Source organism: Achromobacter insuavis, from assembly GCF_902859645.1.
Taxonomy (GTDB): Bacteria; Pseudomonadota; Gammaproteobacteria; order Burkholderiales; family Burkholderiaceae_B; genus Achromobacter; species Achromobacter insuavis.
On record NZ_CADIJR010000013.1, the window covers coordinates 58,310 to 73,214 of the forward strand.

Consider the following 14,905-nt stretch of genomic DNA (forward strand, 5'->3'; position numbering starts at 1 on the left):
GCGCGGCCGGCGCGACCACGCATGCGTCCCCTTGAAAGCGATTTCAACGCAACTTTTTCATTTTTTGCACCCAACCGACTTGCACGCCGAAATTAGTTCGTGCATAATCTCGTTTCTTCGCCAACGGCACTAAACAAAACCGGCAACGAGATACGAAAAACGACCACGAAAGTGATCGGAAAAAACGTAAAACGTGGCAGGAGTTGATTAGAAGAACGGGGGTATAGCTCAGCTGGGAGAGCGCTTGCATGGCATGCAAGAGGTCAGCGGTTCGATCCCGCTTACCTCCACCAGTCCAAAGCGAAGATTAGTACAGCAGTAAAACCAGCAAGTCCAAGTCCCCTTCGTCTAGAGGCCTAGGACATCACCCTTTCACGGTGAGTACAGGGGTTCGAATCCCCTAGGGGACGCCAGTTTACTGGCAGCAGTACAAGATGCAGTTGAAGTGACACAGTAGTTGAGTAAGCCGCTGCGGAGCGGTAGTTCAGTTGGTTAGAATACCGGCCTGTCACGCCGGGGGTCGCGGGTTCGAGCCCCGTCCGCTCCGCCAAAAGCGCTCTACGCAGTGCCTTTCAAGAGCTCCGTCCCTGGAGCTTTTTGCATTTATAGGGTGTAAGCCTTGTTGTTTGCAGGTTGGAACAGCGGGGAATCTGGGGGGTATAGCTCAGCTGGGAGAGCGCTTGCATGGCATGCAAGAGGTCAGCGGTTCGATCCCGCTTACCTCCACCAGTAAAGCAGTAAGTAGTACAGTAGTTTGAGCAGTTGCACGTTCCGGTCCCCTTCGTCTAGAGGCCTAGGACATCACCCTTTCACGGTGAGTACAGGGGTTCGAATCCCCTAGGGGACGCCAGTTCGCTGGCTCGCCGACCGGATCTGCAAAGCCGTCCTGACAAGATGGTGTGCTGCCAAGTGTTGTTGTAAACCGCTGCGGAGCGGTAGTTCAGTTGGTTAGAATACCGGCCTGTCACGCCGGGGGTCGCGGGTTCGAGCCCCGTCCGCTCCGCCAAGCATCTTGTGTGCATCCCAGCAAGCCGCAAGACCAGTTGTTCCGCAGGAGTCTTCCTGCACTGCGCCAGAAGGCGCCCGCCAAAAGCTCCGGATTCCGGAGCTTTTTTGCTTTGCGCGGCAGCAAGCGCCGTGCCGCCCCCTTCCCCCGTCTCGTCCGTTTATCCTCTGGACAGGCCGCGCTTCGCATCGCATCCTGTGCGCTTGTGCCAGCCAAGCCAAGAGGCCCACGTGACCGCCAGCAACGCCGCCCCGCACGCACACCGCCAGCACCTGCAACGCATCATCGCAGGCTTGAACGAAGGCATCATCCTGCTCGAGTCCGATGGCAGCATCGCCTGGGCCAACGCCAGCGCGCTGGCGCTGCACGGGGTCGACACGCTGGAGGCGCTGGGGCAGACGCCCGCCGGCTACCGCAAACGCTATGCGCTGACCTACCGCAACCATCACCGCGTGCCGGCCAAGCAGTATCCGCTCGACCGCCTGGCCGCCGCGGTCGCGTTCGACGACCTGCTGCTGGACCTGACGCGCAAGGACGACGCCGACTTCCTGCGCAACATCCGCGCGCGCGGCCTGCTGCTCGAAGGCGACGGCGCGGACTTCCGCGTGCTGATCCTGGATGACCAGACCGGCCAGTTCAACGCCGAGCAGCGCTTCGAGCGCACCTTTGCCGCCAATCCCGCGCCGGCGCTCATCTGCCGCCTGTCCGACCTGCGCTATGTGAAGGTGAACCAGGGCTTCCTGGACATGACCGGCCTGACGCGCGAGACCGTGCTGGGCAAATCGGCCTACGAGCTGGACGTGCTTGACGGCGGCGATGACAAGGAGGACGCGGTGGCCAAGCTGAACGCGGGCCTGACCATCAGCCAGCGCGAAGGCGTGGTGCGGCTGGCGGACGGCGGCGCGCGCTTCGTCATCGTCGCCGGCCAGCCGATCGACATGCAGGACGAACCGTGCATGCTGTTCACCTTCATCGACCTGGAAAAGCGCAAGCGCACCGAGGAGGCCCTGCAGCAGAGCGAGGAGCGCTTCTCCAAGGCGTTCCGGCTGGCGCCGGTGCCGATGGCGCTGTGCGACGGCGAATCGCTGCGCGCGCTGGATATCAATGACGCCTTCGCGCAGGCCGTGGGCGTGTCGGCGCAGGACGGCGCGGGCCAGGAACTGACCGCCCTGGGCCTGCGCCCGTTCGAAGGCATGGCCGACAGCCTGGCGCGCGGCGAGAGCATCCGCAACCGCGAAGCCGCGCTGGCCACGCCCGACGGCGCCCTTCTGGATTGCCTGGCCTCGGCCGAGCCGGTCATGATCGGCGGCGAGCGCCGCGTGCTGCTGGTGATGCAGGACATCACCGAACGCAAGCGCAGCGAGACCGAACTGCTGACCGCGATCGAGGCGGTGATGCAGGACACCTCGTGGTTCAGCCGCGGCATCATCGAGAAGCTGGCGCAGTTGCGCGCCCCGGCGCCGGCGGCCCGCGACGTGGCCGAGCTGGCGCAGCTGACGGCGCGCGAGCGCGAGGTGCTGGGCCTGCTGTGCCAGGGCCATAGCGACGACGAGATCGCCCGCCAGTTGCGCCTGTCGCGCAACACGGTGCGCAATCACGTGGCCACCATCTACAGCAAGATTGGCGTGCACCGGCGCAGCGCGGCCATCGTCTGGGCCCGCGACCGCGGCATCACCGGGCATGAAAAGCCGCGCTCCCGGGGCAAATCCGGCGCGGGCTGAGGCAGGCCGCCTGAATTTACAAATTGAATCAAAATAATGAGGGGATCGCGCTGCGCGAAGATGCCGCCGCGTTAGATTCCGCCCGCCGCCAAAAATCGCCATTTTCGGCAAAACTCCAGCCAACTAGCCGCCAAAATCCGCATCACACCCCAGATTGCGCAAACCCTGCGCAGGTTCTTACGATCCGCCGATCTGGCCGTCCCGTCCACGGGTCCGGCAGAGCCCCGCAAGCCTTCTGGAGTCCGTTGATGCAGACCGCCTACATTCCCGTTCCCAAGCCGCCCAAGGCGCAGCCCGCGCCCGCCTGGAGCAGCGCCGCCGTGATGGAGCTTTACGCCCTGCCGTTCATGGACCTGGTGTTCCGCGCCCAGCAGACGCACCGCGCCCACTTCGATCCCAACGGCATCCAGCTGTCGAGCCTGCTGTCGATCAAGACCGGCGGCTGTCCCGAGGACTGCGGCTATTGCTCGCAGTCGTCGCGCTACGACACCGGCCTGGAAGCGGAAAAGCTGATGCCGCTGGACGAAGTGCTGGCCGCCGCCCGCGCCGCCCAGGCAGGCGGCGCCCAGCGCTTCTGCATGGGCGCCGCCTGGCGCAGCCCCAAGCCGCACCACCTGGAGGCCGTGGCCGAGATGGTCAGCGCGGTCAAGGCGCTCGGCCTGGAGACCTGCGTCACGCTCGGCATGCTGCGCGAGGGCCAGGCCGAACAGCTCAAGCAGGCCGGTCTGGACTACTACAACCACAACCTGGACACCTCGCCCGAGTTCTACGGCAAGATCGTCACCACCCGCACCTACCAGGACCGCCTCGACACGCTGGACCGCGTGCGCGACGCCGGCATCAACGTCTGCTGCGGCGGCATCGTCGGCATGGGCGAATCGCGCCAGGAGCGCGCCGGCCTGATCGCGCAGCTGGCCAACATGGAGCCCTACCCCGAGTCGGTGCCGATCAACAACCTGATGCGGGTGGAAGGCACGCCGCTGGCCGACGTCGAGCCGCTCGATCCGTTCGAGTTCGTGCGCACCATCGCGGTGGCGCGCATCACCATGCCGCGCGCCATGGTGCGCCTGTCGGCCGGCCGCGAGGCCATGGACGACGCCATGCAGGCGCTGTGCTTCATGGCCGGCGCCAACTCGATGTTCTACGGCGACGTGCTGCTGACCACCGGCAATCCGCGCATGGAGGCCGACCAGCGCCTGCTGCAACGCCTGGGCATGCGCATCGACGCCGGCCAGCACAACCCCCACCATGCGCACCAGGATCTCTCGGCGTGACGCTGAGCCCCGGCCTGTTCTACCTGCTGGCCAGCGTCGTCTGCAGCGTCGCCGTGGCGGCGATGCTGAAGCTGGCGCGGCGCTGGCAGGTGGACGTGCGCCAGGCCATCATGGTCAACCACGCGGTCGCCGCCCTGCTCTGCTGGACGGTGCTGCGGCCAGACCCGGCCGCGCTGCTGACGCCGCAGACGCCGTGGCTGGTGCTGGTGGCGCTGGGCCTGCTGCTGCCCAGCGGCTTCATGGCGATGGCGCTGGCCGTGCGCCATGCCGGCGTGGTGCGCAGCGACGCGGCGCAGCGGCTGTCGCTGTTCATCCCGCTGCTGGCGGCGTTCCTGCTGTTCGGCGAGCCGGTCAGCGGCCGCAAGCTGGGCGCGATCGCGCTGGCCTTCGCCGCGCTGTTCTGCCTGCTGCGGCGGCCGGCCGCCCTGCCCGCGGCGCAGGCGCCCGAGACGGACGCCGCCGCGCGCCGCGCGCTGTGGCTGTGGCCGTTGTCGGTCTGGGTGGCCTATGGCGTGGTCGACATCCTGTTCAAGCAGGTGGCGCGCGCCGGCACCGCCTTCGCCAGCGGCCTGCTGCTGGCCTTCGCGCTGGCCAGCGCGCTGATGCTGCTCTACCTGCTGTGGCGCCGGGCCGCCTGGGCGCCGCGCCATCTGGCGGCGGGCGTGGCGCTGGGCGTGGTGAACTTCGGCAATATCCTCACCTACATCCGCGCCCACCAGGCGCTGCCCGAGCATCCCGCGCTGGTGTTCGCGTCCATGAACATGGGCGTGATCACGCTGGGCACGCTGGTCGGAGCGCTGGCGTTCCGCGAGCCCCTGACGCGCCTGAACGGCGCGGGCCTGGCGCTGGCCCTGGGGGCCATCCTGCTGATGACCCCGTGGTGACGGGCGCCGGCGCTCAGGTGCCGGTGCGGGGCTGCCGCGCCGCCTGATCCTCGGCGTCGGGCTCGGCCGGCGCCGGTTCGGCCGCGGCGGTCATGGCCGCGATGGGAGGATCCACCGCCCCGGCGCCTTCCACCGGCGCCGTGGCTGGCGCGGCCGAGGGGTCCGGCTGCACCATCTCGATGCCGATATCGTTTTCCACATCCACCCGCGGGTCGAGCACGGCGGCGGCCGGCGAGCTTTGCAGCGTGTCCGGCATCGGCACGAAATGCACCGGCGCTTCCTCGACCTGGTGGGCGCCGGTGACGCGCGTCGGGCGCACCTGCCACACCAGGATCAGCGCGCAGGCCGAGATGAAGACGTAATACATGCTGGGGCCGGCCAGCGACATCAAGAGGCCCGCGATCATCGGGCCGACACAGGCGCCGACGCCGTAGGTCATGAGCAGCACCGCCGACAGGCTGACGCGGCGCTCGGATTCGACGTGATCGTTGGCGAAGGCGGCGCCCAGCGGATACAGGGTGAACTGCAGGATGCCGAAGACGCAGGACATGGCCACCAGCGCCCAATAGGGCAAGGTCAGCCAGCCCCACATGACGGTCGGCAAGATCACCAGCAACAGCGCATTGAAGCGGATCAGGCCGGCGCGGTTGATGCGGTCGGACAGCCAGCCCATGGGCCATTGCGACAGCAGCCCGGCGGTGACGGCGGCGGCCACGAACACGGCGGCCTGCGAGGTCGTCAGGCCGTGCTTGGCGCCGTACACGGCCGCCAGGCCGTAGAAGGCGCCGGACAGGTTGCCGGCCACGAACAGCACCGTCATGGACAGCGGCACGCGGCGCATGAAGAAGCGGATGTCGAGCGCGGCCGGCAGCGGCGTGGGCGGGTGCGAGCGGGCCGTGACGGCGATCGGCACCAGGCACAGCACCAGGCACATGGCCACCAGGGTCAGCGGCCGCAGGTCGAGCGTGGCGTAGGCGGTCAGGGCCAGCTGGCCCAGCACGGTGCCCAGGCCGGACACCACCATGTAGACGGAGAACACGCGCCCGCGCTGGTGGTTTTCGGTTTGTTCGTTGAGCCAGCTTTCGATGACCATGAACTCGGTCACCATGACGATGCCGGAGATGACGCGGAACACCAGCCACAGCGGCATGGAGTCGACCAGCGTCTGCGCCAGGATCATGCTGGTGGCGACGGCGGCACAGGCGACGAAGGCGCGGATGTGGCCGACGCGGATGATGAGCTTGTGTCCCAATCGCGCGCCGCAGACCAGGCCCAGGTAGTAGCCGGCGATCAGGGTGCCGATCCAGACCTCGCTGACGGACTGCGCGGTCAGCCTCAACCCCATGTAGGTGTTGAACAGGCCGGTGCCGATGAGCATCAGCAGGGTCGCGAAATACAGCGACGAGAAAGAAGAGATGGTTGCGAGCATGGCGTCTGGCTACCCCTGCCGGGGAGTAGCGACGCGGGCCGCCAGGGCGGCCCGCGCATTGAGCGATGAAACAGGGACTGCGCGGGGGGAAATCAGGCTTGCGACAGCAGGGTCGCGGCGTCGCTGACTTCGAACTTGCCGGGGCCTTCGACGTTCAGGTGCTTGACCACGCCGTCGACGATCAGGGCCGAGTAGCGCTGCGAGCGCACGCCCATGCCGCGCTGGATCAGGTCCAGCTCCAGGCCCAGGGCCTTGGTCCACAGGGCGGAACCGTCGGCCAGCATGCGGACCTTGCCGTCGGTCTTCTGTTCGCGGCCCCAGGCGCCCATGACGAAGGCGTCGTTGACGGACACGCACCAGATTTCATCCACGCCCTTGGCCTTGAGGGCGGCGGCCTGCTCGACGTAGCCGGGCAGGTGCTTGGCCGAGCAGGTCGGCGTGAAGGCGCCGGGCAGCGCGAACAGGGCGATGGTCTTGCCGCGGGTCAGGTCGGCGACCTGGAAGGCGTTGGGGCCCAGCGAGCAGCCTTCGCTTTCGGTTTCGATGAATTCGGTCAGGGTGCCGTCGGGCACGCGATCGCCGACTTTGATGCTCATGGGGAATCTCCAGTGTTGGGGGTGTTGCATTGGGGCGGATGTGCCCCACAGCCCTCATCATAGTTCGTGTCCGTTGCGCTTGCTGGCCCGGCGGACAGATCGGGAAAAAAACCCGCACAGTCTGAAACGACTCCATACGCGAGGCGGCATGGGGATCGTTGCCATAATGTGGGCGTGTTCAATGCCCGGGCGCGATGGCCGCGCGCGGGCGCTTTGCGGAGACAAACCGATGCGCAAGATGCTGATCGGCCTGGCCTGGACGATGGCCCTGGCCACCCCGGCCTGGGCCGCGCCCGACGCGGCCGAGCAGGCCCAGTTCGAATCCTTCGTGGTGGCGGCGGGCGCCTCCAACGGCGCGGCGCGATCGTGCGGCGCGTCCGAACCCGACCTGGCGCAGCACCAGGCGACCTCGCGCAAGAACCTGGAACGGTATGCCAAGGAATACGGGTTCTCGGCGGCTGGCTATGACGGGCTTTACGAGAAGGGGCTCGCGGACGGGACGCGGATGATGGAAGAGATGAAGCGTTCCGGGGTCGACGGGTGCCGGGGGGTGCTGGGGAGTTTTCAGAATGAGCGGGTGATTTCTTATGAGGATATGAAGGCGGCGTTGGCTGAGGTTAGTGATGGGTTGCCGGGGGAGAGTGCGGAGAAGTGATCGCTTTTTTTTGGGCGGGGATTTGAGTTCTTGAGCCGCCCGGCGGGACGGCGCAGGCGGAGGGCGGGGCTACGATTGCGGTCCGGAGCGTTCGCTCCGGACTTCCCCGTCCTCAACCTCGTCCGCCTTCGGCTCCCTACGGTTTCCGTCGGGCGCATCTACACGCCCCGCCCTCCGCCTGCGCCGTCCCGCCGGGCTCATGATGTCTTGGTTCCCGCGTTGCTGGGGCGAGAGGGGTGCTTGGCGTGGTTGGCCACGTCAACGGGGGGTGGGAGGGGTTTGCGGGGCCCGCCAAAAGGCGGCCGCGCGGGCGGCCTTTTTTGGCTTACGCGGGGTCTTGCAGGCCAGGATGAACGCTGCGCGCGTGGGCAGGCTTGGTTTTGGAGCTTGTGGGCGACGTGGCTTTGGAGCTTGTGGAATTGGCTTTGGAGCTTGTGGGCAACTGGCTTTGAAACTGCGTCGCGTGTTCGCGCGTTCACGTTCCCGTGCGACATGAAGGGTCGCGGCGCTTGACCTGTATCTCCCTCGTGCCGCACCCTCCAGCCGCGCGCAGCGCCGCTCTCACGACGCACCGCTAAAGCGTATGCCAGGACCGGCTGCCCGCGCAGCCGGTCCTGGCGGGCGACGCAAACTCTCTCCCCTCCCTCCGCCCGAGCGGCCTCACCCATGCAGATGTCGGTAGCCCCTGGCGGCGGTCGGGCAGGCGGGGCGCAACCTCGATGCGCCCGAGGGAATCTGAAGGCAGTCGCCGAAGGCGACAACGAAGATGACAACGGGGCAGTCCGGAGCGAACGCTCCGGACCGCAATCGTGGGCGCGCCCCGCCTGCCCGACCGCCGCCAGGGGCGGCCTACGAAGAACAACCGTAACGCCTCACCCACCCAACCCATTCTGCTTGAACCAGTCAAGCATCCTCTGCCAAGCCTGCTCCGCCTCGGCCTTGCGGTAACTCGGCCGATAGTCGGCGTGGAAGGCGTGAGGGGCTTCGGGGTAGACGTCGATGCGGGAGGCCTTGGCGGCGGCGGGCCCCTTGGCGAGTTCGATGCGCATCTTGTCGACGTCGGTCAGGGGGATGCCGGCGTCCTTGCCGCCGTAGGCGCCCAGGACCGGGGCCTTGAGGTCGTTGACCAGGCTCAGGACCGACTTGGGCTTGAGTTCGCTCGGGTCGCCGCCCAACTGGCCGTACCAGGCGGCGCCGGCCTTGAGCTTGGGGTTGTGGGCGGCGTAGAGCCAGACCTGGCGGCCGCCCCAGCAGAAGCCGAGGATGCCGAGCTTGTCGTCGCTGCCGCCGTTGGCGGCGGCCCAGGCGACGGTGGCGTCGAGGTCGCCCTGCACCTGCTTGTCGGGCACCTTGCTGATGATCTCGGCCTGCAGCTTGGGGATCTCGGTGTACTTGGACGGATCGCCCTGGCGCGCGAACAGCTCGGGCGCGATGGCCAGGTAGCCCAGGTGGGCCAGGCGGCGGCAGACGTCCTGGATGTACTCGTGCACGCCGAAGATCTCCGACACCACCAGCAGCGTCGGCAGGTTCTTCTTGCCGGCGGGCGCGGCGCGGTAGGCGGGCATCTTGCCGTCGGTGGTGGGAATGTCCACCTTGCCGGCGGTCAGGCCGTTGGCGTCGGTCTTGATGGCGGTCTGGGCCACGGCGGGGCCGGCGGCCAGCGAGAAGCCGGCCGCGACGGTGGTGGCGATGAAGCCGCGCCGGTCCAGTTTGAGGGGCGGCAGCAGGCTGTCGAAATGCGCGTCCTGGTCTTTCATCATGCATCTCCGGGCAAAGGACGGCCGCCGGACGCGGGCGCGTCCTGGCGGGCCGCCGGGTTCACTTCAGGGAGAAGTCCACGCGCGAGGGCAAGCCCTCGTCCTTGATGCCATCGGCGTCCAGTTGCGGGGCAACGATGAACACGCGATCCGCGAGTCCTTCCTGGGCTTGCAGCTTCTCATACACCGCTTGCGCGCGCGCGTCGGCCAGTTGGCGCAATTGCTCGTCGCCCACCGGGGCCGCGGCGCGCAGCATCTCCTCCATCTGTTGCGGCGGCACGGACTTGGCCATGCCGATGAAATTGCGCGGCTTGTCCTTGATGTCCGTGTCGTCGTAGACCTTTTCCAGGTACTTGGCGCGCTCGGCGCCCGAGACCTCGACGCCGGCCGGATTCGGCTTCTTGCCGCGCGGGGCGACGTCGCGGGCCTTGGCCAGGCGGATCTGGGCATCGACCCAGGCCTGGCGCAGGCCGTCCAGGTCGGTCTTGGGATCGGCGCGGCCGCTCAGGTCCATCTTGAGCGCGGGGCGGTCCACCAGGGCCTTGGTCAGGGTCTCGATGCGCTGTTGCGTATCCTCGGTGAGCACGGCGCTGCCGGGCGCGAATTCCACGTACGACAGTTCCTCGCCGCCGCCGAAGGCCGACGCCAGCAGGCTGAAGGGCGAGGTGACGGCCTTGACCACCAGGTTCAGCAGCACCCGCACGACGATGCCGCCGACCGAGAACTCGGGATCGTCGAGCGACCCGGAGATCGGCAGGTTGATGTCGATGTTGCCGCGCGAGTCCTTCAGCAGGGCCACGGCCAGCAGCACCGGCAGCTTGGTGGCGTCGGGGCTGTTGGTCTTGTCGCCGAAGGTGAGCTGGTTCAGCACCACGTGGTTGGTGGCCTGCAGCGCGCGGTCCTTGATCTTGTATTCCAGGTCGACCGACAGCTTGCCGCGCTTGATCGGATAGCCGACGTACTTGGCCGAATAGGTGTTGAAGCGCGGCAGGTCCACGCCCTTGGCCGAGGCCTTCAGGTCGAGCGACAGGAACTTGGCGAACGGCTGCACCACGCCGCTGATCGACAGGGGCGCGGTGGTGTAGACGCGGCCGGTGACCTTGACCTTGGCGGGCTGCGGGTTGGTGGACGACACGGCCGTGATGGAGCCGTCGATGCTGGACAGCTCGGCCACGTAGTTGGGCTTGACGAAGCGGTCGGTGAAGGTCATGCGGCCGCGCGTCAGGGTGACGCTGTTGAGCGAGATGTCGGGCATGCCGCCGCCCTTGGCCGCGGGCGCCGGCGCTTCGGCGCGCCGGCCGGGGGTCTGCGTGTCCTGGGTGATGGAGCCGCCGGCCTGGCCGGGCGCGGCCACCAGGTCCATGACGTTCAGGCGGCCCTGGGCGTTCAACAGGATGCGGCCATAGAAGTCATCGAGCGCGATGTCGCCCAGGCCGGCCACGATCTTCTCGCCGGCCACCGCAATGTTCATGCCGGAAAAGCCCAGGCGCTTCCAGTTGAGGAAGTCGTCCTTGTTGACGCGGTCCTGCAGGTCGACGTCCGTGACCTCGACGCCGCCCTTCCAGCCGGCCTTCATCGGCGCGCTGCCGTTGGCCGCCGCGAACTCGGCGTCGCCCTTGGCGCCCAGCGTGATGGCGCGCACGGTGGCGTTCAGGCTGGAAGCGAAGTACGGCGCGAACGACGCGACGTTCAGGCCGGACAGGTCGACCGAGGTCTTGAGCGTGAGCGGTTGCGGCGTGAAGGCGCCCTTCAGGTCGAGCTTGCCGCCGCCCTGGATGCCGGCCGCGGCCAGCGTGAAGTTGCTGGCGCCCGGGCCCATGGCCAGGCGGTCGGCGGTGACGACCAGTTGCTGCAGCGCCACGTCGAGCGCGGGGTTCAGGGTTTCATCGCGCGCCTTGAATTGCGCCAGCTCGGCGCGCACGCCCGTGGCGGACGCATCGATGACGCCGTTCTTGTCCAGCACGTGCACCTGCGCGGTCAGCCCGAGGCGGCCGTCCTGCAACAGGATCGGCGACAGGCTGCGCACGGCCGGCGCGAACGGCGCCAGCGCGACGTTGCCCATGCGCACCGCCAGTTCCAGCGACAGCGGCTGCAGCACCAGCGGGCCCTTGGCGCGGATCCAGCCGCCATCGGTGCTGTTGTCCACGGTCAGCCAGAGATTGATGGGTTCGCCCTTGACCTGCGGCAGCGCCACGCCTTCGACGGTGACGGCCAGGCCGGTCAGGGTGTAGTCGAGTTTGCTGATGGCGTCGGTGACGTAGAGCTCGCCTTCGTGGATGTTGAAGGCGTCCAGCGTCACCTTCCATTCGGCCGGCGCGGCGGGCTTGGGCGGGGCATCAGCAGCGGGCGGCGTGTCGGCAGTGGCGCCCGCAGGGGCAGGCTTGGCGGCCTGGGCGGGATCGGTCGCGGCAGGCTTGGCGGCCTGGGCAGGATCCGCCGTCGCCGGGACCGCGGGATTCGCGGCGGGCGCGCCCTGCTGCGTCCCCGGCTTGGCGGCGGTCGTCGCGGCGGGTTGGGCCGCCGGCGCCGGACCGCCCAGCTGCTTGAGCTTGTCGACCACGTCCTGCCAGTTCAAATGCTGGTTGCTGTAGCGGCGCGCGTACACCTGCGGCGCCCACAGGCCGACGTCGCCGACATAGACCTGGCGCGCGATCGGTTCGAGTTCGAGGCGGCTGACGGTCAGCGCGCTCCAGGCCGCCAGGCTCTCGCCGGCGCTGTCGCGCAGGTCGAACTGGCGCAGGCCCAGGTCGCCGACCACGCGGATCTTGGGCGGCGCGTCCTTGGGCTGCTCGAACACGATCTGCAGGTTCGAGTCCAGCAGCGCGCGCTCGAGCTTGAACGGCAGCGGCATGGGCCAGACGTCGGCCCATTTTTCCAGTTGCAGGCCGGTGAAGGCGACCCGCAGCGTCGACGACGGCACCTTGTCGAAGGGCCGCGCCACGCCGGTCAGGTCGAACGGGCTGCCGTTGATGCGCAGGTGCAGGCGCGGCTGCACGTCGATGTCGGTGGCGTAGCCGAAGGTGGAGATGAACGGCACGCCCACGGCCAGCTCGTCGATCACCTGCTTGCGGCCGGTGACCTTGTCGTCCAGCGTCACGACGCCGCCCTCGATCACCATGTTGTTCAGCGAGAAGCGCGGCAGGCCCTCATCGGGCTTGGGCGGCTCGTCGGGCTTGGTGGCCGTCATCTCGGCCACGCGCTGCTGCACGTCGGAGAAGTTGAAGCGGGTAACGTCCTCGCGCACGATCGACAGCGTGGGCGAACGCAGGGTGAAGCGGTCGACCACCGGCGCGAACCAGAACAGCGAGGACCAGGCGGCGCTGACGTTCACTTCCGAGGCCGTGAACAGCGGCGTCTGCGAGCCGGGCTGGGCCACGGCGAGATCGCGCGCGCGCACGGTCAAGGTGAAGGGATTGAAGGTGATCTTGCCGACGGCGACGTCGCGGCCCAGCATCTTGGCCACGTCCTGGGTCAGCACGTTGTGCAGGACCTTGGGCACTTGCCACGCCGCGATGCCACAGAGGATCAGCGCCACGGCCACGACGCCCAAGAGGATCTTGCCTAAGCGGCGGGTGAACCGGAACTTGGGCATCCGCAAGGGCATTGTGCGTCTCCTGGTACGAATTGAAGGCCATTATCGCGTCCTTCGAGCAAATTGGGGGGGCTTTTTGCAGCGGGCCGCCAAAAGCGAAAAAGCCCCCGCAGGGGCGCAAGAACAGGCGAACCGCGGCGGGCTTATCTTTCCTCAAGGCGCGGCCGGCGGCGGCTCGTCTATCATAGGCGTATCAGCGGCCCGCCACGGCCTGCCGGGACCGCTCTTTTCAATCATTAACAATTCTCGATCCCGATTCCCATGTCCACGCCCGCCCCCACCTTGAGTCACCTGGATGAAGCCGGCCAGGTCCGCATGGTCGATGTCATCGGCAAGACCGACACCGAACGCGTGGCCGTCGCCGCCGCCAGCATCCGCATGAACGCCGTCGCCTACGGCCTGCTGACGCAGCCGGGCCAGGGCAAGGGCGAGGTGCTCAACACCGCGCGCGTCGCCGCCATCCTGGCGGCCAAGCGCTGTGCCGAGCTCATCCCCCTGTGCCACAGCCTGCCGCTGTCGTTCGTCGGCGTCGAATTCGCGCTGGACGACGACGCGCACCGCATCGACATCCTGGCCACCTGCCGCACCAGCTACAAGACCGGTGTCGAAATGGAAGCCATGACCGCGTGCAGCGTCGCCGCGCTGACCATCTATGACATGTGCAAGGCGGCCGACAAGGGCATCGTCATCGAACACGTACGCCTGAAGTACAAGGCGGGAGGCAAAAGCGGTGAATGGCGCAACGATTAATCTTCTGTACTTCGCCCGCGTCGCCGAACTGGTCGGCAAGCGCTCCGAGGCCTGGCCGCTGGACGGCGAGTCCACCGGCGCGCAACTGCTGGCCGCGCTCGGCGAACGCTATCCGCAGCTGGCCCCGGCCGGCCGCCTGAAGCTGGCCATCAACCAGACCCACGCCAAGCCGTCGGCGCCGATACGCGCCGGCGACGAGGTGGCGGTGTTCGAACCCGTCACTGGAGGCTGAGCGCCATGGTCATCGTGCAGGAAGCCGACTTCGACGGCGCCGCGCTCACCGCCGCCCTGCGCGCCAGCGCCGGGCCGGGCGTGGGCGGCATCGTCACCTTCGTGGGCTACGTGCGCGACTACGCGCCGGACACGCCCACCGACACGCTCTACCTGGAACACTACCCCGGCATGTGCGAGCGCGAGCTCGAGGACATCGCCGCCACCGCCCGCGCGCGCTGGAACCTGGACGGCACGGTGATCGTGCACCGGGTCGGCGCGCTGACGCGCAATGCCCAGATCGTGTTCGTGGCCGCGGCCAGCGCCCATCGCGGCGACGCCTTCCGCGGCTGCGAATTCATCATCGACGCGCTCAAGACCCGCGCGCCCTTCTGGAAGCGCGAAACCCTGGCGGGTGGCGACAGCTTCTGGGTGGAACAACGCCAATCCGACCAGGACCGCACGCAGTCCTGGGACGCCGACACCCCGCCCCCCAAGGAGACTCCATGAACGACGCCTCCCCCGTTTCGCTGGCCTGCGCCGTGCTGACGGTCAGCGACACCCGCAGCGCCGGCGACGACACGTCCGGCAACCTGCTGGCCAACAGCCTGGCGCAGGCCGGCCACCAATGCGTGCGGCGCGACATCTCCAAGGACAACGTCTACCAGATCCGCCGCGTCATCAGCGACTGGATCGCCGACCCCGAAGTGCAGGTCATCCTGACCACGGGCGGCACCGGCTTCTCCCACGCCGACCACGTGCCGCAGGCCATCCTGCCGCTGCTGGACCGCGAGATCCCCGGCTTCGGCGAACTGTTCCGCCAGCTCTCCTACGAGGAAATCGGCAGCTCGACCATCCAGTCGCGCGCCTTCGCCGGCTCGGCCAACCGGACCCTGCTGTTCTGCCTGCCCGGTTCCAACAACGCCTGCGAGACCGCCTGGAACCGCATCATCCGCGAACAGCTGGACAGCGGCCACCGCCCCTGCAATTTCGCCACGCACCTCCAACCCCGCGACCAAGACCACTGACGC

General features: G+C 67.9%; 12 protein-coding genes and 6 tRNA genes. 14 read left to right on the forward strand and 4 right to left on the reverse strand.

Annotated elements, in window-relative coordinates; genetic code table 11:
* Positions 1 to 217 precede the first annotated feature (217 nt).
* The 9 genes from H0523_RS09890 to H0523_RS09930 all read left to right on the forward strand — a co-directional run bounded on the left by H0523_RS09890 (position 218) and on the right by H0523_RS09930 (position 4,885).
* Positions 218 to 293: transfer RNA gene (locus H0523_RS09890), tRNA-Ala, on the forward strand.
* A gap of 44 nt (positions 294 to 337) precedes the next feature.
* A tRNA-Glu gene (locus H0523_RS09895) sits at positions 338 to 413 on the forward strand.
* A gap of 60 nt (positions 414 to 473) precedes the next feature.
* Positions 474 to 550: transfer RNA gene (locus H0523_RS09900), tRNA-Asp, on the forward strand.
* A gap of 103 nt (positions 551 to 653) precedes the next feature.
* Positions 654 to 729: transfer RNA gene (locus H0523_RS09905), tRNA-Ala, on the forward strand.
* Positions 730 to 774: 45 nt separating this feature from the next.
* A tRNA-Glu gene (locus H0523_RS09910) sits at positions 775 to 850 on the forward strand.
* Between the two features lie 79 nt (positions 851 to 929).
* A tRNA-Asp gene (locus H0523_RS09915) sits at positions 930 to 1,006 on the forward strand.
* A gap of 230 nt (positions 1,007 to 1,236) precedes the next feature.
* On the forward strand, positions 1,237 to 2,727 hold the full coding sequence (locus H0523_RS09920; RefSeq protein WP_054428571.1) for a helix-turn-helix transcriptional regulator: 1,491 nt from the start codon (positions 1,237 to 1,239) through the stop codon (positions 2,725 to 2,727).
* A 248-nt stretch (positions 2,728 to 2,975) separates the two neighbouring features.
* Positions 2,976 to 4,001, forward strand: a complete 1,026-nt coding sequence (gene bioB / locus H0523_RS09925; RefSeq protein ID WP_054428572.1) for a biotin synthase BioB — start codon at positions 2,976 to 2,978, stop codon at positions 3,999 to 4,001.
* Between the two features lie 2 nt (positions 4,002 to 4,003).
* Positions 4,004 to 4,885: an EamA family transporter gene (locus H0523_RS09930; RefSeq protein WP_054429218.1), complete on the forward strand. Its 882-nt coding sequence runs from the start codon at positions 4,004 to 4,006 to the stop codon at positions 4,883 to 4,885.
* 13 nt (positions 4,886 to 4,898) lie between these two features.
* On the opposite strand, the gene H0523_RS09935 is transcribed toward H0523_RS09930, so the two are convergent.
* Positions 4,899 to 6,314: an MFS transporter gene (locus tag H0523_RS09935; RefSeq protein WP_054428573.1), complete on the reverse strand. Its 1,416-nt coding sequence runs from the start codon at positions 6,312 to 6,314 to the stop codon at positions 4,899 to 4,901.
* Between the two features lie 92 nt (positions 6,315 to 6,406).
* On the reverse strand, positions 6,407 to 6,910 hold the full coding sequence (locus H0523_RS09940; protein ID WP_006390907.1) for a peroxiredoxin: 504 nt from the start codon (positions 6,908 to 6,910) through the stop codon (positions 6,407 to 6,409).
* A gap of 229 nt (positions 6,911 to 7,139) precedes the next feature.
* Here H0523_RS09940 and H0523_RS09945 point away from each other — a divergent pair, with 229 nt between their 5' ends.
* Positions 7,140 to 7,565 carry a hypothetical protein gene (locus tag H0523_RS09945; protein ID WP_054428574.1) on the forward strand — a complete coding sequence of 142 codons (426 nt, stop codon included), beginning with the start codon at positions 7,140 to 7,142 and terminating at the stop codon, positions 7,563 to 7,565.
* 872 nt (positions 7,566 to 8,437) lie between these two features.
* On the opposite strand, the gene H0523_RS09950 is transcribed toward H0523_RS09945, so the two are convergent.
* Positions 8,438 to 9,322: a dienelactone hydrolase family protein gene (locus tag H0523_RS09950; RefSeq protein ID WP_054428575.1), complete on the reverse strand. Its 885-nt coding sequence runs from the start codon at positions 9,320 to 9,322 to the stop codon at positions 8,438 to 8,440.
* 61 nt (positions 9,323 to 9,383) lie between these two features.
* Complete coding sequence (locus H0523_RS09955; protein ID WP_054428576.1) at positions 9,384 to 12,926, reverse strand: DUF748 domain-containing protein; 3,543 nt, start codon at positions 12,924 to 12,926, stop codon at positions 9,384 to 9,386.
* A gap of 249 nt (positions 12,927 to 13,175) precedes the next feature.
* Between H0523_RS09955 and moaC the strand changes: the two genes are divergently transcribed.
* The 4 genes from moaC to moaB are packed head-to-tail and all read left to right on the forward strand — an operon-like array spanning position 13,176 to position 14,902.
* Positions 13,176 to 13,664, forward strand: coding sequence for a cyclic pyranopterin monophosphate synthase MoaC (moaC, locus tag H0523_RS09960; RefSeq protein ID WP_054428577.1), 489 nt, complete (start codon positions 13,176 to 13,178; stop codon positions 13,662 to 13,664).
* On the forward strand, positions 13,645 to 13,896 hold the full coding sequence (locus H0523_RS09965; protein ID WP_006390912.1) for a MoaD/ThiS family protein: 252 nt from the start codon (positions 13,645 to 13,647) through the stop codon (positions 13,894 to 13,896). Before moaC ends, H0523_RS09965 begins: the two co-directional genes overlap by 20 nt.
* A gap of 5 nt (positions 13,897 to 13,901) precedes the next feature.
* Positions 13,902 to 14,384, forward strand: coding sequence for a molybdenum cofactor biosynthesis protein MoaE (locus tag H0523_RS09970; protein ID WP_054428578.1), 483 nt, complete (start codon positions 13,902 to 13,904; stop codon positions 14,382 to 14,384).
* Positions 14,381 to 14,902 (forward strand): molybdenum cofactor biosynthesis protein B, encoded by a 522-nt coding sequence (gene moaB, locus H0523_RS09975; protein WP_054428579.1) that lies wholly within the window; start codon positions 14,381 to 14,383, stop codon positions 14,900 to 14,902. The genes H0523_RS09970 and moaB overlap by 4 nt, the downstream gene beginning before the upstream one ends.
* Positions 14,903 to 14,905: the final 3 nt, after the last annotated feature.